A 22,220-nucleotide genomic window follows, 5' to 3' on the forward strand; every position below is an offset into this window, starting at 1 on the left:
ATCTCCATAAAACTTTTTACTTCCTTTATCATATGAGTTAATAGGTACGTTGGTGATTTATTTAAAATACATATTAAATTATTCTGTTTGATTATAAAGTTCTTTAAATTCTTCTATAAATTTATCGAAAACTTCTTGTTCTTTTATCATAGATTGAATTTTATTATTGAAGGTATTTTGAATCCACCCTGTTTCATTATAATAGTATCTATTACTTAATCTCCAGAACCTTTGAGGGAATAATAAGAATGAAAATATTATTCTATATTCCTCTTCTTTTAACGGACTCACACTATTATAAGTATCTAAAATTAATTTAGCATATTTTATGTCCCAAGATCTTCTTTTTAAAACTTTTATTAAGAAGTTAGAGATATCATATGCTCTAAGTTCTCTTTTGCAGTAATCAAAGTCCACTACATGTATTTCATTCTCTGGAGATACAATTATATTATGATAAGTATAATCATGATGACAGAAACTCTTTTGAAGTTCTGCTTCTTCACAAAGCTCATCATATTTTGAATTCTCAAGTACCTTCATTGCTCTTAATCCATAATCTTTATAATAATCCATAGTATTTATATACATGATATCAAAATCAGTTTTTTTATTTTTCTTTTTTCTAACCATGTTTTTCATCTTATTAAATCCACTAACTCTTTTTTCCATTAAGTGAGGCCATCTACCTAAGTCACTTTTTAATTTACTATTTTCTTCTGGCTGATATCCTATTGAAGCTATATGTAGCTCTGCTAAAGTCTTTGCAGCCATAACTAGGTCCTCATCATTATGGAAATCACATTCTCTTCCTTCTATCCAATCTGAAAGAACATATATGTCCTCATTTACCAAAGCATATGGATTTCCCTCTGTATTTAATAAATTTTTATCTATTTTATTGAATCCATTTTTAATTAAATGTTCCTTGGCTCCATATATAAAGGATAATTTCTGAACACCATAATTAATTCTTTTAAGGCATTTTTTCCCCTTATTTGTATTCAAAAAATATATTCCTTTATTAGGTTGCATTTTTTCAATCTTTAAATCAAATTGTCTTTCAATTTCTAATTCTCTCATCATTGCTTTCATCCCTCCCCATTTTATCTTATTCATAAAAAACCAATTTTAGAATAGATTATTCTTATAAAAGTTGTTAACACATTTTCCTTAGAGTTAATATAATAAATTATATTCATATATAAGGAGTTTTATTTATGAAAATTGGAATCGACGCAAGAGCTGCCAAATGGTATAGAGGAACTGGGATAGGCACATATACTCACGAGTTACTAAGGGCTCTAAACAAAATAGATATAGAAAATAAATACTCTTTATTTCTTCCGGAGAAATGTAATATTAATATAGATTTCAATGATAATATAGAAATTGTAAACATAAATACGGAGCTAAATTCTAATTTTTGGCATGAAGTTAGTAATCCTAATACGCTTACAGATGACTCATTAAATTTATATCATGTACCTCAAAATGGTATAGGGCTTCCTTATAAGAAGACTTGTCCTTTTGTTATAACTCTTCATGATATAATTCCTTGTAAAATGCCTGAAACAGTTAGTGATAACTATTTGAGAATTTTTGAAAAGGAAATGCCAAGAATTTTACCTCTTTGTGATGGTATAATTACAGTTTCTGAACATTCAAAGAAAGATATAATAGATGTTTTCAATTTTCCCGAGGAAAAAATCTTTGTTACCCATCTTGCAGCTGAAGAGGTGTACATACCCCTAAACAAACAGTTATGCAAGGAGCTAATAAAAAGAGAGTATAAAATCAAAGATGACTTTATCCTATATATAGGAGGATTTAGTCCTAGAAAGAACATTATTGGTCTTATAGAATCATTTTATATGTTAAAGCAAAAGACTAAAAGTCCATTGAAACTAGTCATAGCTGGAACTCATGGAATATCCTATAATATCTATAAAAAAAGAGTTAATGATTTACACTTAGAGAATGATGTGCTATTCCCTGGATTTATTTCTTTAAATCATATGCCATATCTTTATAATGCTTGTGAACTTTTTGTGTACCCTTCCTTCTATGAAGGCTTTGGACTACCTCCATTAGAAGCAATGGCCTGTGGTATACCAGTAATAACTTCTAATTTAACTTCTATACCTGAGATTGTTAAGGATTCTTGTCTATTAATAAATCCCTATGATACAGAGGATTTAAGTAATGCCATGGCAGAAGTTTTAGAAAACTCCAATCTAAAAGAAAACCTAATTTTAAAAGGTGTATGTAGGTCAAAAGAGCTTACATGGGAAAAGACAGCTTGCGAAACATTAAGAGCCTACAAAGAAATTTCCAAGAGTTTATAATAACTATTAGAAATATAGAAAACCTAGCATTTTAAAATGCTAGGTTTTCTATTTATAGTAAATAATATTTTTTAAACTTACTTAAAAACTCTTCTCTTTCCTCTCTGTATGATACCTTATCTTTAAGCTTTTCTAAGAAACTCGCATATTCCCAATCCTTAATCTTAGTATAATATGATTTACATATGCTAACGTAGTCCTGTGGAAAATATAATAAAGCATATAAAACTTCTAATTCTCTTTGGTCAAGTTTACTGTATATTTCATAACCTTTTATAATGTTTTTAGTCTTTTCAAAGTCATATGCAAAGTTCTTTACTACCTTACATATAAAGTTACATAAATCATGAACTCTTAAATCAAAAATAGCGTAATCAAAATCTACAAAATAGGCTATTTCATCCTTAATTAAAATATTATGATGTGCTAAATCATGATGACAAAATGCTATCTTATCATTTTCATTACATAGCTCAAAGTAAGAGGATTTTTCTAATAATTCTATAGACTTTTCAATTTGCTTTAAATGATAATCTACAGTATCCATAAATATAAGATCAAACTCATTTTTATCTTCATATAAAGAAACCAATTCCTTAAATAATTTCAATTTCCCTAAGCTATCTTCAAAGCTTTTTATAAGTCCAGTTCTATTATCCTTCAAATCAGGTATAGGAGAAAAACCCTTACTACTATGGTGTAATTTTGCAATAGCGTTTATGTCTATATCCACATCTATTGGATTTGCATATTCACTTTCTCTTCCCTCTACTAAAGGCATTAAACAATAAAGTTCATCCTTCCATCTGTAATAAGTCTTATTTTCCTTTGTTTTATCAAAACTTATCATTTGATTGAATCCATTTTTATTTAAATGAGAAAAAACAGAATCTAAAAAGTCCATTTCTTCCTCATCTAAACTAAGTCTCTTTAATACTTTATTTCCCTTGTCTGTCACTAAAATATATACCTTTCTTACAGGTATAAGATCAATTACCTTTAATCCAAACATATCGAAAAGTCCGACATCTAAGTCATAACCTTTCAGATATTCTCTATCTTTATATTTTACATCTAACATAAAAACACCTCATATAATATTTTTACATCTGGTCTAAACTTAAATAAGTGCTTACCATAAACTTTTTTACCTTAATTTAAACTTATAAGTTCTTGTAAGCCATCTTAAATACTATATTAAGCTTTTAACCTCTTTTTCTATTATTTTATTAAACTTATCTGCATATTTTTCAACAGACCACTTCTTTCTTTGCTCTCTATATCTGTGAACCCATCTCATAAAGTCTACTGGATAAGAGAGAAGTGATAATATAAACTTTTCACTATTTTCATCTAACCCTTCAAAATAACAAAAGGCATTTACTAAAAATTTATAGTCATAGTCACATTGTTTTTTTCTTAAATAATTTAATAAATAATAGCAATCCACTTCTACTAAGTTATATGCACATCTATCTAAATTTACAACCTGTATAAATTCAGTTGTGTTTTGCAACAATGATTCCTTTTGTGCAAACTCTAAGTAGTTCCCCCTAAAATATCTATATAAAGAATTGTCATCTTCATATTTTCGTCCTAAATTTAAAGGTGTTGTTACTATATACGCACTTCGTAAATTATCCATTCCACAGTTATACAGAGATATTTCATTTCTCCTCATAGATCTTAAAATTAACTTATAATAATCATATTCCTCTATAGTGCTTATAACTTTTTCAGCTCTATTTAAATACTCTTTACCATGGATTTTGAAAACTTCTTCTACCTTATTAAGCTCCGAAGAGTCTTTATTTTCTATAATCTTCAAATCTCTTCTAAACCTTTTTACATCCACCTTAAAATTTTCAAATATTTTTCCTATATTATTATTAAGCTTCTGCACAATATATCCATCATAACCCATTGATCTTTTATGAAAAGTACTAAGAGTCTTAAGCTGTGTAAGTACCTCCCCTTGGGTTTTGAACTCAAAATCCTCCTCAAAAGTGCTGAAAGCCTTAAGTTGTTCTATGCCTCTTTTATTTATATAATCAAAGAAACTCTCTAAGTTACATGGCATAAAAAATCACTCCTTATACATGACTACAATTTAAACATTCTAAACTCATCTACAAATTCTTGACGTTCTTCCCTATCCTCCAAAACTCTCCTTAACTTTTTCATAAACACCTCTTCTTCCCAAGGTTGTTTTTCCCAATAGTATTGAAGTCCAACCTGCCAAAATGCCTGTGGGAATTCTATAAAAGCTGCAAGAATAGGAATGTCACTATCTTGAAGTTTTCTTAAACTATCATAATTTTTTAATATATATACCGCATTGTCCATGGACCATTTTCCATCCTTCATGCGTCTTATAAGTAAACTACCTAAATCGTGTAAATGAGTATCTAGTATACAATAATCAAAATCTATTAAACTAACCTCTTCTTGCTTATTTATAAGCACATTATGATTAGCATAATCATGATGGCAAAAGCTCTTATTTGCCTCTTGATTTTTCATTATATCTAAATACTTGGATTCCATTAAATGATTTATCGCTCTATCGCATCTCTCAATTTCTTCTTCTATAGCCTCATGATATAAATTATCAAACTCTGTTATTATTGGTTTAGTTAAAATCTTCCCCCTAAAATCTAAAATTTCTGCTTTTCTAGTAGTAAAGTTCTCAATCCATTTCCCCCAATAATATCTTGGTTTCATATCCGAAGTTACTTCAAAACCCTCACTATGATTATGAAGTTCTGCTAATTTTAAGGCCGCTGTTTTTACATCAATAGGATTATCATAATTGGCTTCTCTTGCATTGAGCCATGGAGTTAAATATGCATGGTTATTTCCTAAATCTATATATTCATCTCCACAAATAGTTTTAATAAATTTAGGAATGTTTTCAAAGCCATTATTTTGTAAATATCTCATGGCACTATAAATAAAAAAGAAATGTGGAAGTTCATATTTTATTACCTTTAAGCAATAAATTTCTCCCTTACTGTTTATTCTGTATACATTTTTTATTTTTTCTATTTCATCAACTGTAATGTTATATTTGCATTGAACTATTTCTTTAATATCTTCAATATTCAAAAGGCTTCTCCCTAAAAAATTGCTTTATATTTATTATATGTTTACTAAATATTTTTTGTGATAGTAAATAATTACCCCTATTGTGAATATGATATAAATAGATATCCAAAATGGACCATTATTTGAAAAGAGTTCATATATGAAAGGAGATTTCGAAATGAAAATAGCAATGGATGCACGAAGCATAACTTGGTATCATGGTACTGGCATAGGAACCTATACCGAAAACTTATTAAAACACTTGCTTAACATAGATAGTGAAAATAATTATAATCTATATTGGTCTGGTGATAATTTCGAAGATTATAGAAAAGATAATACTAAAATTATAATGACTTCTAAAAAGCATCAAAGATTCTTTCAAGTTAATTACTTTCCTAGTAATCTAAAAAAAGAAAATATAGATTTATATCATGTCCCTCAAAATGGAATTGGTTTATATAAAGACATAGAATGTAAAACTGTATGTACTATACATGATTTAATACCTTATATTATGCCTGAAACTGTTGGTAGAGGTTATCTACTTAAGTTTTTAAAGGAAATGCCAGATATTATTTCAAACTCTACTGGTATTTTAACAGTATCACAATACTCTAAGGATGATATTCTAAGATATTTCCCTATAGACCCTGATAAAATCTTTGTAACTCCTTTGGCAGCTAATAAATGCTATAAGCCTCTAGATAAGGAGTTATGCAAAAGATTTATATTAAATAAATACAATATAAAAGATCCTTTTATATTATATCTGGGAGGTTTCAGCGATAGAAAAAATGTGGACTCACTCATAAAAGCCTTTAGTAAAGTTTATAAAGATTTAGATAAAGAACATAAACTTGTTATTTTAGGCTCCTATAGAGATAGTAGTCAAAAATTAGTTAAGCTTGTTGATGATCTTAATATGGAAGATAAAATAATCTTTGCTGGCTTCATACCAAATGAGGACTTGCCAAGTTTCTATAATGCCTGTGAAGCCTTTGTATATCCTTCACTTTATGAAGGTTTTGGACTTCCACCACTAGAAGCTATGAGTTGTAAAGCCCCTGTTATAAGCTCTAACTTAACTTCTATACCTGAAGTTGTTGGAGATTGTGGAATCTTAATAGATCCGTATAAACCAGATTCTCTAAGAGACGCAATGGGTACTTTATTAAATGATGATGACTTAAAAGATACCCTAGCTATAAAAGGATATCTTCATTCTAAAAATTACTCTTGGGAGAATACAGCTAAAAAAACCTTAGAAGCTTATGAAAAAATTTATGAGTTATAATAATATTTTATCTTTACACAGCATATATTTTAATATCTGCTTTAAATAATAAACCTTCAAACTTATTTTAATAAAATCTTAAAAGGACATTAGCTTCTATGCTAATGTCCTTTCAAACTTTATATATAAACTTAATTTTTATTCTTTAATATACCTATTGCTACTCCCATAATAGAAGCACCCTCTTCAGTAACCTTAATTGGTTCATAATTTATATTCTCAGGCATTAAGAAAATTCCATCTTTACTTATATTAAGCCTCTTTAAAGTTGCACTCCCATATAAATCCACAGCTACAATATCATTATTTAAGGCATTTGACTGTTTTCGAAGTAATACTAAATCACCATTATCAATATTAGCATCTATCATACTATCGCCCTTAACCTTAAGAATAAAGCATTCTTTTACACCTTTAAAGAAGTACTCTGGCAAATAGAAATTTCCTTCTAACTCATCATTTATCATAATAGGTTCTCCTGCAGCAATATCATTATATACAGGTATAGACTTTAATTCATTAACTACCTCTTCACCTGAAATATCTCTCAGAATTATTTCATCAAAATTACTAATATCTCTTAAAATCTTGCAGTTTCTATTATGTCTTAAATCATAGTAATCATAAGCTTCCATAAATATATTTGCATTTTCAAAGTCATCGCCAAAAACTTTTTCCTTAACAGTATTTTCTTTTATCCTTAATACTTCTGACTTAAATTCTCCATAGACTTTCTTTAAGTTTAAATTTTTACCTTCTATTTCATATCCAAGAGAATCTAATTTTCTACTTCTCACTAACCATCCCATTGAACATTTATCATTTTCTTTATTATTAAAACAAATAAAATTAGAATATGGCGATGTTTTTATCATACTTATCAACAAATCAATTTCGATTTTTCTGAATTGTTCACCATTATCTACAATTATATGTGTATATGTGGATTCTTTTTGCACTTCATATGTTAATAACTTTATTGCTTCTAGCTTATTTATAAGTTTATTAACTTTTAAATGTGATATATAATCTTCCTTTAAAGCATATATGGTTTTTCTAGCTATAGAATTTTTCCCTAAACTTGAAGGCACTGTTCCTTTTTCATAAGCTCTACAAAACCTTTGAACATTACAATACTCATCTTGTGACCTAAATCCACAACTCATAATCCATTGGATTTCCTCAAAGAAAAATTTAGAATACTTTTCTTTAAGTATTCTATTTCCAGAGTTCTTTTCCTTAAAACTCTTAAAGATCTCATTAAATATTTTAAATTCTTCTTTTTCATCTATTATCTTTATATTTTTTATATTTAATTTATTTTCAAGCTGTGACTTATAAATCTTTAAAGTCTCATTGATCAAATTATCCACAGTTGTGAAAGTTACTTTACTCTCCTCTGTGGAAAAAAGGCTAATAAACTGTGATTTATTTTCTGAATTTATATTATTATAACTTCTTTGTAGTGTATAAAGCTCACTTTCATCCTTACAAACTATAAGAACCTTTTCATTTTTATACAAGCAATAACTATTTTCTAAATACATAGCCTTATATAAAGCTAAAGTACTTTTTCCCGTATCTTTCTTTCCTTTAACCAAATAAAACCCTGGCTTACTATACAAAACTCTTTCTTGAGCCTTGTCCATCTTCATAAAGTCACCTCCCCTTTGATTAAAAAGTATTTATATTATATCATTTAATATAGCTTTAAGGGTGTTTTTTAGTCTAATTTTGTAAAATTATTTTATTTTTTTACCTTCCATTATTTTTTCTCAAAATCTTATTTAAACCCTGAAATATCCTTTTAGTAACATATGGATCATCTATTAAATATATATGAATCCCATCTATACCACTATATATTAGTTCTTCTATCTGGTACAATGCATAGGTTATTCCGATATCTCTTAATGACTTCTCATCATTAGCATATTTATGAAGCATCTTCAGCACCTTTGATGGTATTAAGTCGTTAAAGTATAGATTTAGCATTTTTAATTGCATAAAATTAGTTATTGGTAGTATTCCTACTTCAATAGGAATCTTTAATTGCTTTTGATCTATGGTATTTATATAACTATATATATTGCTATTATTAAATTGGGGTTTACAAATAAAATGACTTGCTCCACTTTTTACCTTTTTAACTATATTATTAACATCATGTTCCATATCCTTCTGAGATATAAATGTATCAGGATAGCATACTGAAGATATAGAAAACTTATTTTTTTTATCTATAAAATTGATTAATTCCAAAATGTCTTTAAAATCCTTACTCATACCTTTTTTATTTAAGTCTTTTTCCAAAAGCTCTTTTCCCTGTAAAATCAGTAAATTTTCTATTTGATTTTCATAAACCTCTTGTATAATTTCACAAAGAACTTCTTTATTCACATTATGTCCTATAATATGAGGTAAAACTTCTATTCTATAATCATCTCTTATATCCAATAAACACTTCATATCTTCTTTATATGTAATAGAATTATTTATTCCTCTAAAGTCCCTATATGTGATACTCATATAATCAGGCTTCAATCCATTCATAGCCTCTAAAGTTCTAAATATATAATCCCTACTTCCTATACAACTTGGGGAATAGAGCTCTATAGATATAACTAAATCCTTTTCATCAAAGAGCTTACTAATGCGCATAATATCCTCCTTTTATAAAGTATATATTTATTAGCTTTTATTTTAATTGCTAAAATTTATTTAATTTTTTATATCATTATATATAAACTTGGGAAACTTTTAATTTACTTTTAATTGTCAGACTAGAAAGACTCTTAGTCTTATTCTATCTTTATAGTTATTTTTTTTCAAATCTTATAAATATAAAATGTAAATATTACACTTAAGTATAATAAAATGTACTTCTTAATAAGTATACTTCACATTCTTATAGTTTTATTACATTGTAAAGTATATATTGTAATAAGGAATCTTCTTTCTTTTTACATATAAGGTTCATTATAGAATAAGTCATGATTTATATAAATTTAGAATATTAACTAAAACTTATATATAATAATTATTATTACATAGATTTTATCTTTTATCAGTAAACTTTTCAAATAAAAAAGCTGTTTATAAAAATTTCAATAACAATATACAAATACTACTTTCAAGTAATACTAATAATTTGTCATTATATACTTTTATATAACAGCTCTTAATATTAATAATCTTATTTTTATATTAAAATTTATGCATTGACAAGATTAAGTTCACAAGCTCCATTTCCTATTCCACTAGAATAAAAGCTTGGAGCATATCCTATTTTCTTTGTATAGACTTCGGTAAGTTTTGCTATGAATTCTTCTTCATTTTCTAATTTTACTAAGGCTATTGCACATCCACCAAATCCAGCACCGGTCATCCTTGCACCTAAGCACCCATGAATTTTTATTGCCTCTTCTGCTAAAGTATCTAACTCTATTCCTGTAACCTCATATAAATCTCTTAAGGAATTATGAGATTCAGTAAGTAACTCTCCAAATTTATTAAGTTTACCTTCATTTAATGCTTCAAAGGCATCCTTAACTCTTTCATTTTCTCCAATAACATGAGTCACTCTTTTTATTAGAATTTCATCTTGTATAGAGCTCTTATATATCTCTAACTCTTGCATAGATAAATCACATAAGTTTTCTATTTTATTATCTCTTTTAGAATTTATTATTTCTAAAACCTTATCACACTCTGCTCTTCTCTCGTTATATTTAGATTCATTTAATGCCCTACGTTTATTTGTATTCATAAGGACAATCTTATAATCTCCTAACTCTACATCAGCATACTTATATTCTAAGGTTGCACAATTAAGTAAGATAGCTTTCTTAGACTTACCCATACCAACTGCGAACTGATCCATTATTCCACAGTTAACACCCACAAACTTATTCTCTGCTTCTTGACTCATCTTCACTATTTCTACCATATCTATTGAAGATTTATTAAAAATTACATTTATAATTTCTCCAATTAGTACTTCTAAGGAAGCAGATGATGATAATCCTGCTCCATTGGGAATATTACCACTAATTAATATATCCATTCCTCCTAAAGTATAGCCATGATCTCTCATGACTTTCATAACGCCTTTAGGATAGTTAGCCCAATCATCTAATTCCTTATATACTAAATCATTTAAATCTACTTCTACTTTTAAATCAAAATTTGTTGATGCTAAATTCACTATAGAATCTTCTCTTTTTCTAACAATAGCTATAGTCCCAAAATCTAATGCACATGGAAAAACTAAACCCCCATTATAATCTATGTGCTCTCCAATTAAATTTACTCTTCCTGGAGATTGAAAAACTCTAATTTCTTCTTTATCCCCATATATGTCCTTAAAACTTTTTAATAATGCCTCCATTATTAATTTCCCCCCTGATATATATGCTATTTAGAATTATATCTAATATAAGCTTCTCTTAGTTCCTCTGCTGTATCTTCAACTGCCCTAGGATTACAAGCAGCCCATGCACCTGTTTCTGAAGATGCATTAAATTTTATTTTATCTGCTGAACGTAGTGGTGGATAAAACTCCACGTGGAAATGATAATATTCTTTAACATTACCGTATTCTGGTGAATTAACAGGTGCTTGTTGAATACACATCATATATGGAAATCTTCTATTAAATAATGCATCTAAAGTACCTGAAACCTTCTTAAGTATATCTGCAAAATCCAACTTTTCTTTTTCACTAAGTTCTGTAATGTTGCTTCTATGTTCTTTACTTGATATATACACCCCATATGGATAATCAGTAAAAAATGGTATATACACTATAAAGCTATCATTTTCCATAACAACTCTTTCTTTAAAACTCTCTTCCTCTTCATTCATCTTGCATATTAAACATTTTTTATTTTCATCATAATATTCTCTACAAGACTCTAATTGCTTTTGAATTTTAAGAGGCATTTTAGAATATCCATAAATTTGACCATGAGGATGTGGCATTGTTACACCAACCTCTTCCCCTCTATTCTCAAATTGAAATATATATTTTATCTTTTCATCCTTACTTATCTCTATAAATCTTTCTTCCCACAAATCAACTAATTTCTTAATATGATCAACAGGTAATTCACTTAATGTAACTGTATGTTCTGGCGAATATAGTATAACTTCACATTTTCCATAAGCTTCATCAGTTTTATAAAAATCACTTCCTACATTATCTGGTGTAGGCGGATTAGTGCTTAGTGCTGGAAAATCATTGTCATACTTATAAACGTCATACTGCTCTGGTACCTTACCTGATCCTGGACAAAATGGACACCAATCCTTTGGCATCTGAGGTCTATTTTGTCTATGTGAAGCTACCATTGTCCAATCCTTTAATAACGGATTCCATCTTAATTCTGCCATGAAAATTCCCCCTTAGTTTTGAAAACCTTTTCTATATATTCATAGGAAAATGAAGCTCAAAGGCTTCCTTTCCTATTTTCAACTCATTTGACTTTATAATTACTTCAAAACAACCTTTTTAAATTTCAAAGTTGTTCCTTCTTTAAGATCAATTTTAGTATCTTTAGCTTCTTTACAACTTTCCCCTTGAATAAGTTCTGTTTTAAATACCTTTTTAGTAATTTGCTTAGAATCCTTATTGATTTTATCTAATATATCCATAGAAACTACTTTAGCAATATTACTCATATTAAAATCTATAGATGTTAACCTTGGAGAATTAGTTTGTGCTAGTAAAGTATTATCAACACTAATTATTGATATATCCTCTGGTATCCTTAAAGATAACCTTTTGCATACCTTTGTTGCTCCAACTGCCATAAGATCATTACATGCAAATACTGCTGTAGGCTTGTCTTCTTGAAAAATCCTCATAAGTTCTTTCTCAGTTTTTTCAACAACTTCTATACTATTTCCTCCGCCTACAGTTAATACCTTTTCATAATCAAAGCCATATTTATCTATAAATTTTTTATAAATCTCTTCTCTAATATCATAAGATAAACTTTTCTCTCCTCTTATAAGAAGAACCTTATTATGTTTAAGATTATTTAAATACTCAAAAGCTTGCTCTAATCCACTTTCTTCATCATAGCATATACAGCTACAATCATTATTATCAGAAGCAGAATTTATAATTATTGTAGGTAACCTTTCCCCTATTTGCTTATAATAATGCTCCTTAATATTTTCTATTGCAGGATCTATTACTATAATTCCATCTGCTTGTCTACATATCATATCTTCAACTAAGTTTCTTTCTTCCTTATAAGAGCCACCAGTATTGCATAACGAAATACTATATCCTGATTTTTTTATTATACTTTGAATCTCTTCTACAATAGTTGAAAAAAATAAGTTTGTAATACCCGGAACTATTATACCTATTACAGAGGTCCTTTTAGTTATTAATCCTCTAGCCATAATATTAGGTCTATAGTTCAACTTCTCTATAGCCTGTTCAATTCTTTCTCTTGTTTCTTTTTTTACAGGGTAGTTATTGTTCAAAACTCTAGATACAGTAGTAATTGAAACACCTGCTTCCTTTGCTACTTCATTTATTGTAACTGGCATATTCTCACCCTTTTATATTTTATATAGATACATATTATCAAACTATTTACTATTTTTCAACTATTGCAGCTATTAAGAGCTTAATTTCTTTGAATTTTCTGCAAAATACTCGTATTTTGTCTACTTCTCTAATATTTCCACCAAACTTTTCTCTTTTACATTCCCTAAAAGTTTTTTAGGAGATGAACAAGTTACTACCATTCCCTTAGAATTTATATGATAAAAATAATTTTCTTCTTTTAACTTATCGAAATTATCTAAGTCATTGAATAAGTCTATTGTTAATATTTTTTTACTACATCTTATATCCTTGCTTCTCTCTCCAAGAGTTAATCTTTCACCAGGTGATAGCACACTCTTATTAAAAGCCTCTAAGTTATCTCCCTTAAGGGCTATTGGAGAATACATTATAGCTCTTGCTCCCTTTCTTATTAATAAATCTACAAAGCTATCTTCTACAACCTTTTTCATATTGTTACTTTTAGTAGTAGTGTATACACCAAAGGGGATTCCTTTTTTCTTTAATAATTGCATACTATACATAATTGATTGAAATACTCCTCTTCCTCGTATACTATCTACATAACTTTCATCACCATCTAATGAAATAACCGGAAATACATTTCCCATATTAGCTATTCTATCAACAACCTTATCATTAAATAAAGTTCCATTTGTTAAAGGCATAAACATCATATCAGAATATTTATTATATAAGTCCATTAAATAATCATTAAAAAAACTTTCACCACCTAAGATAACTATATAATATATTCCCAAGTCTCTTGCTTCTTTAATTATCTTTTCCATATCTTCATAAGGAAGATCATCCTTCTTGCTATAATTGGCTGTTTCACACCCTTGACATCTCAAATTACATCTCATAGAAGGAGTAATCATTAAAGTAAAAGGTAATTTTCTTCCTATTTTATCCCCAAGCTTTTCACGTTTTGAGCTTCCAAACCATATTTGATTACCTATAAAATTATAAATAATCTTTTTCATACAATTTTTATGACTATTTTTAAGTATATCTTCCACATATAGTTTCATACTATCTGTTTCCATAAAAATTGTTTCAAACTCTTCGAACTTTTGTAATTGTTCTTCGTCCTTCATATTTTTTTTAATTAAATCTATAAATTTATCTATATTTTTTTCTGGATTCTTATCAATTAAATCAAAGGCTGTCTTTAAGACAGTTTGTTTAGCTTTCTTTTCTATGTTATCTATGATACCCATCTAACACACTCCTTATAATATTAATGAAAACCTATCATAAAATTCTATGAAAAAACTTCCTAAAGTATTACATTTAATAGTTACTTTGCTTTTATACTTAGTTTTATAAAAATATATATGGTAATTCTACCTTTTGTTTTATATATATTTTTTTCACTTCTGGTTACATTAATATAGAAGATATTTATATCTTTATTCTCTACAACTTTAACTTAAGGAGGTGAAATTTATAGTTAAGATTCCTAAATAATTATATAGTTCTAATTCTCTTCTTAGATTTATATTAAAGTTTTTCTTCTTATTAAATATAAATCTATTTCAGTGAAAACTTTATTAGAATATATATTTAACATATTAAAGATAGGTCTTAACTATAAAGTTAACTATGTCACATAAAAACAACAAAAATAGCAAAGATAACAAAAAAGCTGGTCAAAAAACTAAAAAAGAACTTAACAAAATGAAAATGGAAGCCGGAAACGAACTTGGTGTTTCTAATGAATCTAAAAAACTTGGTAAAGAATCTGGAAAAGTAACAATTGATTAATCTTTCTCTTATAAGTGCACCTCAAATTTACAGATAATTATAAAACTCTAAAACTCATTTTAAATATGACTTCTGTGCAATGCAGAAGTCATATTTTTTATAACTATTATTTTTTAATTACTTCATTACTAATTTAAAAATAAAACTTTTATTACATAGTATATCCTTATTACAAACTTAAAAGGTAATTCTTTAAATATATAAGTTTTAATTAATACTCTACATATCTAATAATGCTTGTATTTATTCTACAATACATGTTCTCTTCTAAATACAATTAAGATTGTTTATTAAAATATCTATCTTTTTTATTAAAATGTAGGAATTATGCTTCCTTCATATTTCTCTTCAATATATTTTTTAACCTCAGTAGAAGTTAATGCCTTTGTTAATACTTTAATTTTATCTGACTCTTTCTCTTCACTTCTTACTACTAATATATTAGCATAAGGTGAGTCCTTATCCTCTAATACTAATGCATCCTTTAGAGGATTCAACTCCGCTTCTAATGCATAGTTGGTATTTATTACAGCCCCCTCTACTTCATCCAAAACTCTAGGTAATTGCTGTGAGTCTAATTCCTCAATTTTTAAGTTTTTTGGATTTTCTACTATATCTTTTGATGTAACTAACTCTCCACTTTTTAATTTAATCAACCCATTTTTCTCTAATAATCTTAAAGCTCTGCTACAATTTGTTGGATCCTTAGGTACAGCTATTCTAACACCTTCCTTTATTTCATTAAGACCCTTAATCTTCTTTGAATATAATCCTAAAGGCTCTATGTGAATTTTAGCTGTATAATCTAAATCATATTTTTTCTCATTCTTAACCTGCTCTAAAAATGGAATGTGTTGAAAGAAGTTAGCATCCAATTCCTTTTCATTTAAAGCTGTATTCGGAATTATATAGTCTTGAAATACTACTATATCTAATTCATATCCTTCCTTTTCAACTAATGGTTTAGCAACCTTTAAAATATCACTGTGAGGAGTTGGACTTGCCCCTACTTTTATAACTTTATTATTATCATTTTTCTTTTCATTCTTAGATGCTTGTCCACATCCTACTAAACTAAATGATAATACTGTAACTAATACTAATGATAAAATTTTCTTCATCTCTATTCCTCCATATATATTCCTTAACTTATTTGCTCTTTATTTATTTGCTTAATTTCTTATATAATATATTTCCTATTGTTTGTATTAATTGAACTAATATTATAAGTACAATTACAGTGACTACCATAACAGTAGTATCAAATCTATAATATCCATAATTAACTGCTACATCACCTAAGCCTCCAGCTCCAATTGATCCTGCCATAGCTGAATATCCTATTATGCTTATAATAAGAAGAGTAATTCCTGAACTTAAAGCTGGTTTAGCTTCCTTTAATAATACTTTGAAAATTATTTGGCTATTAGTCGCTCCCATAGATTTAGCAGCTTCAACAACTCCTTTATCCACAGCCTTTAAGGAACTTTCTATTAGTCTTGCTGCAAAAGGAGCTGATCCAATAGTCAATGGCACTATTGCTGCAAAGGTACCTGTAGTTCTACCAACTATTGCTTTAGTTAGTGGGGATATAACCACCATTAATATAAAAAACGGAAATGACCTTAATAAATTAACTACAAAATCTAAAACCTTATATAAAATTTTATTAGGAATAAGTCCTCCTTCCTCACTTATTATTAAAACAATAGCTACTCCAAAACCTATTATTGTAGCTAAGATTGTTGCAGCTCCAACCATAATAAAACTCTCAATAATTGCTGGTAATATTACTTCTTGAAACATTAAATCACCTCCCAAATCATTTTTTCTTTTTCTAAATAATCTATAACCTTAGTAAGATTTTCTTTTTCTAAGGATATAACTAAATTCCCCAAAATCTCATCTCTAAATCTTTCTAGTCTTCCAAATACTATAGAAAAATCAATTTCTAAATCCCTTGCCATAGATGTAATTATACTTTGACTGCTTTTATTATTATCAAAGAATATCTTTATATTTAACCCCTCTAATTTTACTTCATCTTCCTCTCCTAAGGTTTTCTTTAAAAAATCTCCTGGCTTAAGAAAAACATCCTTAACATAACCACTTAACTTTATTTCACCCTTATCAATTAAGGATACCTTATGGCATATGCTTTTTATAACTTCCATCTCATGAGTTACTAGAACTATAGTTACATTCAAGGCTTCATTTATTTTCCTAAGTAATTGTAAAATATCCTTTGTTGTCTTTGGATCTAGCGCTGATGTAGCTTCATCACAAAGCAATATTTTGGGATTTAAAGCTAGTGCTCTAGCTATAGCTACTCTTTGTTTTTCCCCTCCACTTAAATCCTTTGGTTTACTATTTACCCTGTGGCTTAATCCAACTAGCTCAACTAACTCCTTTACTCTAGCTTCTATATTCTCTTTTTTCCCCCATAGTTCTAGAGGTAAAGCTACATTTTCATAAACATTCTTTGAGTTAAGTAAATTAAAGCTTTGAAAAATCATCGCAACTTCTTTTCTTAATCCTCTTAACTCTTTATTGTTTAATTCTTTAATCTCTTTATTCATAACCTTTAATGAACCTGAGTTATATTCTTCTAGTTCATTAAAACATCTTAATAATGTGGACTTTCCTGCTCCACTATGGCCTATAATCCCATATATTTCTCCCTCTTCAATATTTAAGTTTATATTTTTTAATATTTGTGTTTTACCATAATACTTACTTAAGTTTTTTACCTGAATCATTACCTAATTTCTCCTTTTTTTATTTTTTTACTTTTATTCAATTTATTGTAAGTAACTGATAAAGCAATCTCTTATTTTTTATCCTCTTCCTAAAAATATACAAAATAAAAACACCAGAGAATAAACTCTGGTGTAAAATTACCTGTTTACTCTCTCATCTCTCAGCTTTATAAGCTGTAGGAATTAGCACCATGTATTATAAAATAATACTGGTTGCTGGGTTTCACAGGGCCAGTCCCTCCACCACTCTGGATAAGAATATCGCTTTACGTATTAAATTATTTATATACTATCACTTGAAAAAATATATGTCAACCTATTTTTTCATAAAAATAAAATTATCAAGGATATTAATTCATTATATCCTTGATAATTTAACATTCTTCATATATTGTAAAATAAATAATATTACCACACATTATTTATAATATATCAACTAATCTTATTCAGCTTTAGCATTTTTCTTAACTGAATAATAATAAACTGGTAATCCAATTAATGTTATAACTACTCCTATTAAAGCATTTATATAGTTAGTCATTAAGTTATTTGCTAATATAAATATTCCTCCACATACACCAATGATAGGTACAAAAGGATATAATGGTGTTTTATATGGTCTTTGTTCATCAGAAAATTTCTTTCTTAAAATAAATATACTAAATACACCCATTGTAAAGAAAATCCAAAGTACAAATACAATTAAATCAGTTAGAGAGTTAAAACTTCCTGTTAATATATACAATATTGATAATACAAACTGTACTAAAATAGCTGTACTTGGTGTACCTGATTTACTTGGTGTGCTTAAAGTCTTAGCAAATGGTAACATTCCTCTTTGTGCTAAAGAAAATGGTACTCTTGACCCAGCCATAACATTTCCATTTAATGCACCAAAAACAGAAATCATCATACCACCAATAATAAATCCACCTGCTGCACTACCAAATAGTTTAATTGCTGAATCTGCAGCAGCCTGTGTTGACGTAGCCATGCCCTCTAAGCCTAAAATATTTACTAACATAAAGTTAAATGTAACATATACAATTATAACTGCTGATATACCAATTATTATAGCTCTTGGTAGATCCTTTTGTGGATTTTTAAGTTCTCCAGCTATATTGGTAACACCGATCCAACCATCATATGCCCATAAAGTTGATACTATTGCAGCTCCAAATCCTAAACCTTGCTCCATAGTAGCAGTAATTATGTTTACATTTCCTACAGTTCCTTTAACAACACCGAATATTATGATTGCGAATATAGGTATTAATTTAGCTATAGTTGCTAAGGTCTGTATTATTCCTCCAAACTTTGTAGAAATTATATTCATCAGTACTAAAAATACAACAACTGCTATTGCACATAATTTTAATTGAGTATTAGTCATAGTTACAAACCATGATGCAAAAGTTGCAAAAGCAATTCCTTGAGCAGCTACTGTAGCAGGATAAGATATTACAGATTGAACCCATCCTAGAAGAAATCCCCATATAGGTCCGTATAACTCTTCTAAATATACACTTAATCCACCTGTTCTTGGAATAGCTGCACCAATTTCAGCTATTGTAAGAGCTGATGCTAAGGTAACAAGTCCACCTATTAACCAAGCTAATAATCCTAATTTAGCACTACCTGCATTACTAAATACAGCACCCGGCTTCAAAAATATTCCTGATCCAATTATAATACCAACAACTAAAGAAATAGCTTGAACTAGTGTTATCGACTTCTTTAAATTTTCTTTTGACATTATTTTTTCCTCCCCTTAATTCCACTACTTATCCTTATTCCCTTTTAAATATAATTTTAGTCATAAAGTCCTTTTTTATACCTTAATCAGTATAAAATCTTTGTAGAAAATTGTCAACAAGAATTGTAAGACCATTTTGTATTTTCTTTATTTTTTTCAAACTTTTTATTTTAATATTAAATTTAGTTTCATTTTTCTGTGAAATTAGCTATTTTTTTATCTTTTATTATGATTTTCCTTTTTCTTATTTTCTCTTATTATATATGTTATTGTTTTCTATTTATTATTTAATTAAATCCTATTTAATACTTTTTACATTTTAATACAAGGGTTCTTTTATCATAATACCTCTTATTACCTTATAGGACCATTTTTTATTTGTTGAATTATGTTCTAATATGTATTAAAATATAAACATAATTTCTAATGAAAATTAAGTAATATACATTATATTACTTTAAATTTTCTGAATATAAGGAGGCAATATAAATGTCAGCAGTAAAAATGAGCGAAGCAGCTTACAAAGACTTTTTAGATCTTTTAAAAGAAAATGATATAAATTCTGATACAGTTAGATTAGTGTTAGCAGGCCAAGGATGAGGAGGCCCTTCTTTTGGACTTGTTCTGGATGAGCAAAAAGACACAGATTTAGTTACAACAATTAACGAAAAAACTTTTTTAGTTGATAAAGAACTTAATTCAGAGTTTGGTACATTCACTATAAAATCTGGTGATGAAAACGGATATGGTGGATTCTCAGTTGAACCTGAAAAAACTTCAGGCGGCGGATGTTCTAGCTGTTCTGGTGGTTGTCACTAATTAAAACAAAAAGATATTAGGATTTAATAATCCTAATATCTTTTTTATTTTATATTAACTCTTCTAATATCTGTTAATTTCCTTATATGTTTTAATAAATATGATTTTGAATAGTTCTTAAATAAAGAAATTCAACCCATCTATGTTAAATCCTAAATTCCATACTTTAACAACTATATTAAGTATTAAAATTCCTATTATAATCTTTAGTCCTATAATCACACTTTCAACAAGTATCTTTTTATTTCTTTTTCTTTTTTTGTTTCTTTTCTCTTCTGTTGATTGCGATAAAGGTATTGTTTTTTTTTCTGCTTCTATTTGAGAATTATCTCTCTTTTCATTTCTATAATTATCTTCCATAAAATCACCTCTAAGTTTTTATATTCTTATTAATAATTTTATGATTCCTTTTTGCTTTTATAACCAAATAAAAAGCTGTTATGTAGTTTTATACTCTAACAGCTTATATCTTTCTTAACTTTTGCTTAAATTTATTACTATAAAAATTTTGAAAATGCTTCATCTTCCTTTAACTTATTAAATAAATCCTTTATTTCTTGATCCTTAGATTTATCCATAACCAACATTACATCATCAGTATCTACTATTACTAAATCCTTTACTCCAAAGCCTATAATAAGTTTATTTTTAGCAAAAACTGAGCATCCTTCCGATTGTTCCATAAAAGTTGTTCCTTTTACATTATTTCCGCGGAAATTTTTCAAAAATCTACCTAATGCAGCATAACTTCCTATATCATCCCATGCAAACTCACTTTTCACTACATATGCTCTTCTAGTTTTCTGCATTATACCGAAATCTACAGAAATACCATCTATTGCATTATACTGTTCCTCTATAATCTCTTGCTCATTTTCTTCACCTAAGTTTCTATATATGGTCATAAGTCTACTGTGCATCTTAGGTAAATACCTTTCCATCTCTTTCAAGAAAGAATCCACTCTCCATACAAATATACCACTATTCCATAAATATTTTCCGCTAGTTAATAAATCCTTAGCAACTTCTAGATTGGGTTTTTCTAAAAATCTTTCCACCCTATAACTAGGAAGTTCTCCACCAATCTTCTCACCCATTTGAATATAACCATACCCAGTTTCAGGTCTAGTAGGATTTACTCCAATTGTAACTAATCCCTTTCTTTTAGAAGCTATATCTGCAGCTTGCTGAATAGTTTGGTTAAATGCTTCATTATTACCCACATAATGATCTGAAGGTAATACTACCATAACAGCATTAGCATCCTTTTTTAATAACTTAACTGCAGAAAGCCCTATACAGGTTGCAGTTTCCTTATTGGACGGTTCTTGAAAAATATGCTCTTTCTCTAGTTCTGGAACCTCATCACAAATTTTATCATAGTAACTTTTATTAGTAACTACATAAATATTTTCTTTGTCTACAAAGGGTTTTATTCTATCTACTGTACTTCTAAGAAAACTTTTTTCATCAATTATATTTAAAAACTGTTTTGGATTATCTGTTCTGGATAAAGGATATAACCTTGTACCTTTTCCACCTGCAAGTATCACAGCGTACAACACTTATAAACACCTCAAATTAATTTCTATGTTTTATTATATTAACTTATTATGGAAAAAGTGCTAATTCTTCCTCAATTCCTTATATTGTGCTTGCAATCACATTTATTTTTTAAGCAAAACATATTTTTGATAATATTTAAAATTTATCTATAATAAGTAAAATTAAAAATAACTGTAGCATTTAAAAATTCTCCTCAATATAATGTAAGTAAAAACCTTCTTTTCACCATATG

At 28.0% G+C, this 22,220-nt stretch carries 20 protein-coding genes and 1 riboswitch; of the genes, 4 read left to right on the forward strand and 16 right to left on the reverse strand.

Features of this window, described 5'->3' with window-relative positions; all coding sequences use genetic code 11:
• Positions 1-78 precede the first annotated feature (78 nt).
• A complete protein-coding gene (locus BUA48_RS07530; RefSeq protein ID WP_072831439.1) occupies positions 79-1,086 on the reverse strand; it encodes a CotS family spore coat protein in 1,008 nt (335 codons plus the stop codon).
• A gap of 134 nt (positions 1,087-1,220) precedes the next feature.
• Between BUA48_RS07530 and BUA48_RS07535 the strand changes: the two genes are divergently transcribed.
• A complete protein-coding gene (locus BUA48_RS07535) occupies positions 1,221-2,348 on the forward strand; it encodes a glycosyltransferase family 4 protein (protein WP_072831440.1) in 1,128 nt (375 codons plus the stop codon).
• A 52-nt stretch (positions 2,349-2,400) separates the two neighbouring features.
• On the opposite strand, the gene BUA48_RS07540 is transcribed toward BUA48_RS07535, so the two are convergent.
• The 3 genes from BUA48_RS07540 to BUA48_RS07550 all read right to left on the reverse strand — a co-directional run bounded on the left by BUA48_RS07540 (position 2,401) and on the right by BUA48_RS07550 (position 5,456).
• A complete protein-coding gene (locus tag BUA48_RS07540; RefSeq protein WP_072831441.1) occupies positions 2,401-3,429 on the reverse strand; it encodes a CotS family spore coat protein in 1,029 nt (342 codons plus the stop codon).
• Positions 3,430-3,540: 111 nt separating this feature from the next.
• Positions 3,541-4,428, reverse strand: a complete 888-nt coding sequence (locus BUA48_RS07545) for a hypothetical protein (RefSeq protein WP_072831442.1) — start codon at positions 4,426-4,428, stop codon at positions 3,541-3,543.
• Between the two features lie 23 nt (positions 4,429-4,451).
• Positions 4,452-5,456 carry a CotS family spore coat protein gene (locus BUA48_RS07550; protein WP_072831443.1) on the reverse strand — a complete coding sequence of 335 codons (1,005 nt, stop codon included), beginning with the start codon at positions 5,454-5,456 and terminating at the stop codon, positions 4,452-4,454.
• A 157-nt stretch (positions 5,457-5,613) separates the two neighbouring features.
• Here BUA48_RS07550 and BUA48_RS07555 point away from each other — a divergent pair, with 157 nt between their 5' ends.
• A complete protein-coding gene (locus BUA48_RS07555; protein WP_072831444.1) occupies positions 5,614-6,732 on the forward strand; it encodes a glycosyltransferase family 4 protein in 1,119 nt (372 codons plus the stop codon).
• A 131-nt stretch (positions 6,733-6,863) separates the two neighbouring features.
• Here the strand turns inward: BUA48_RS07555 and BUA48_RS07560 are convergent, their stop codons facing one another.
• From BUA48_RS07560 to BUA48_RS07585, 6 genes are all read right to left on the reverse strand, one after another.
• Positions 6,864-8,387, reverse strand: a complete 1,524-nt coding sequence (locus tag BUA48_RS07560; protein WP_072831445.1) for a LexA family protein — start codon at positions 8,385-8,387, stop codon at positions 6,864-6,866.
• A 100-nt stretch (positions 8,388-8,487) separates the two neighbouring features.
• A complete protein-coding gene (locus BUA48_RS07565; protein ID WP_072831446.1) occupies positions 8,488-9,393 on the reverse strand; it encodes a methylenetetrahydrofolate reductase in 906 nt (301 codons plus the stop codon).
• 553 nt (positions 9,394-9,946) lie between these two features.
• The gene (locus BUA48_RS07570; RefSeq protein WP_072831447.1) at positions 9,947-11,122 is read right to left on the reverse strand and encodes a galactokinase; all 1,176 of its coding nucleotides are present in this window, start codon (positions 11,120-11,122) and stop codon (positions 9,947-9,949) included.
• A 26-nt stretch (positions 11,123-11,148) separates the two neighbouring features.
• Positions 11,149-12,126: a galactose-1-phosphate uridylyltransferase gene (gene galT / locus BUA48_RS07575; RefSeq protein ID WP_072831448.1), complete on the reverse strand. Its 978-nt coding sequence runs from the start codon at positions 12,124-12,126 to the stop codon at positions 11,149-11,151.
• A 99-nt stretch (positions 12,127-12,225) separates the two neighbouring features.
• Complete coding sequence (locus tag BUA48_RS07580; protein ID WP_072831449.1) at positions 12,226-13,299, reverse strand: LacI family DNA-binding transcriptional regulator; 1,074 nt, start codon at positions 13,297-13,299, stop codon at positions 12,226-12,228.
• Positions 13,300-13,419: 120 nt separating this feature from the next.
• Positions 13,420-14,541 (reverse strand): radical SAM/SPASM domain-containing protein, encoded by a 1,122-nt coding sequence (locus tag BUA48_RS07585; protein WP_072831450.1) that lies wholly within the window; start codon positions 14,539-14,541, stop codon positions 13,420-13,422.
• A gap of 385 nt (positions 14,542-14,926) precedes the next feature.
• On the opposite strand from BUA48_RS07585, the gene BUA48_RS07590 reads away from it, so the two are divergent.
• Entirely contained in the window at positions 14,927-15,088 is a 162-nt protein-coding gene (locus BUA48_RS07590) for a small, acid-soluble spore protein, alpha/beta type (RefSeq protein ID WP_072831451.1), read from the forward strand.
• 311 nt (positions 15,089-15,399) lie between these two features.
• Here the strand turns inward: BUA48_RS07590 and BUA48_RS07595 are convergent, their stop codons facing one another.
• From BUA48_RS07595 to BUA48_RS07610, 4 genes are all read right to left on the reverse strand, one after another.
• Positions 15,400-16,209 (reverse strand): MetQ/NlpA family ABC transporter substrate-binding protein, encoded by an 810-nt coding sequence (locus BUA48_RS07595; protein ID WP_072831452.1) that lies wholly within the window; start codon positions 16,207-16,209, stop codon positions 15,400-15,402.
• 43 nt (positions 16,210-16,252) lie between these two features.
• Positions 16,253-16,894, reverse strand: coding sequence for a methionine ABC transporter permease (locus BUA48_RS07600; protein ID WP_072831453.1), 642 nt, complete (start codon positions 16,892-16,894; stop codon positions 16,253-16,255).
• On the reverse strand, positions 16,894-17,847 hold the full coding sequence (locus BUA48_RS07605) for a methionine ABC transporter ATP-binding protein (RefSeq protein WP_072831454.1): 954 nt from the start codon (positions 17,845-17,847) through the stop codon (positions 16,894-16,896). The genes BUA48_RS07600 and BUA48_RS07605 overlap by 1 nt, the downstream gene beginning before the upstream one ends.
• A 151-nt stretch (positions 17,848-17,998) precedes the next feature.
• Positions 17,999-18,106: riboswitch (SAM riboswitch) on the reverse strand.
• A 183-nt stretch (positions 18,107-18,289) separates the two neighbouring features.
• On the reverse strand, positions 18,290-19,603 hold the full coding sequence (locus BUA48_RS07610) for an APC family permease (RefSeq protein ID WP_072831455.1): 1,314 nt from the start codon (positions 19,601-19,603) through the stop codon (positions 18,290-18,292).
• Positions 19,604-20,092: 489 nt separating this feature from the next.
• On the opposite strand from BUA48_RS07610, the gene BUA48_RS16045 reads away from it, so the two are divergent.
• Positions 20,093-20,203: an iron-sulfur cluster assembly accessory protein gene (locus BUA48_RS16045; RefSeq protein WP_479723198.1), complete on the forward strand. Its 111-nt coding sequence runs from the start codon at positions 20,093-20,095 to the stop codon at positions 20,201-20,203.
• Positions 20,204-20,539: 336 nt separating this feature from the next.
• Here BUA48_RS16045 and BUA48_RS07620 read toward each other — a convergent pair whose 3' ends face one another.
• Together BUA48_RS07620 and BUA48_RS07625 are read right to left on the reverse strand one after the other, a co-directional pair.
• Entirely contained in the window at positions 20,540-20,782 is a 243-nt protein-coding gene (locus BUA48_RS07620; protein ID WP_072831456.1) for a hypothetical protein, read from the reverse strand.
• A 137-nt stretch (positions 20,783-20,919) separates the two neighbouring features.
• Complete coding sequence (locus BUA48_RS07625; protein WP_072831457.1) at positions 20,920-21,987, reverse strand: mannose-1-phosphate guanylyltransferase; 1,068 nt, start codon at positions 21,985-21,987, stop codon at positions 20,920-20,922.
• Positions 21,988-22,220 lie beyond the last annotated feature (233 nt).

Origin of the sequence: Clostridium collagenovorans DSM 3089, from assembly GCF_900130005.1 — a bacterium.
GTDB classification, from domain to species: domain Bacteria; phylum Bacillota; class Clostridia; order Clostridiales; family Clostridiaceae; genus Clostridium_D; species Clostridium_D collagenovorans.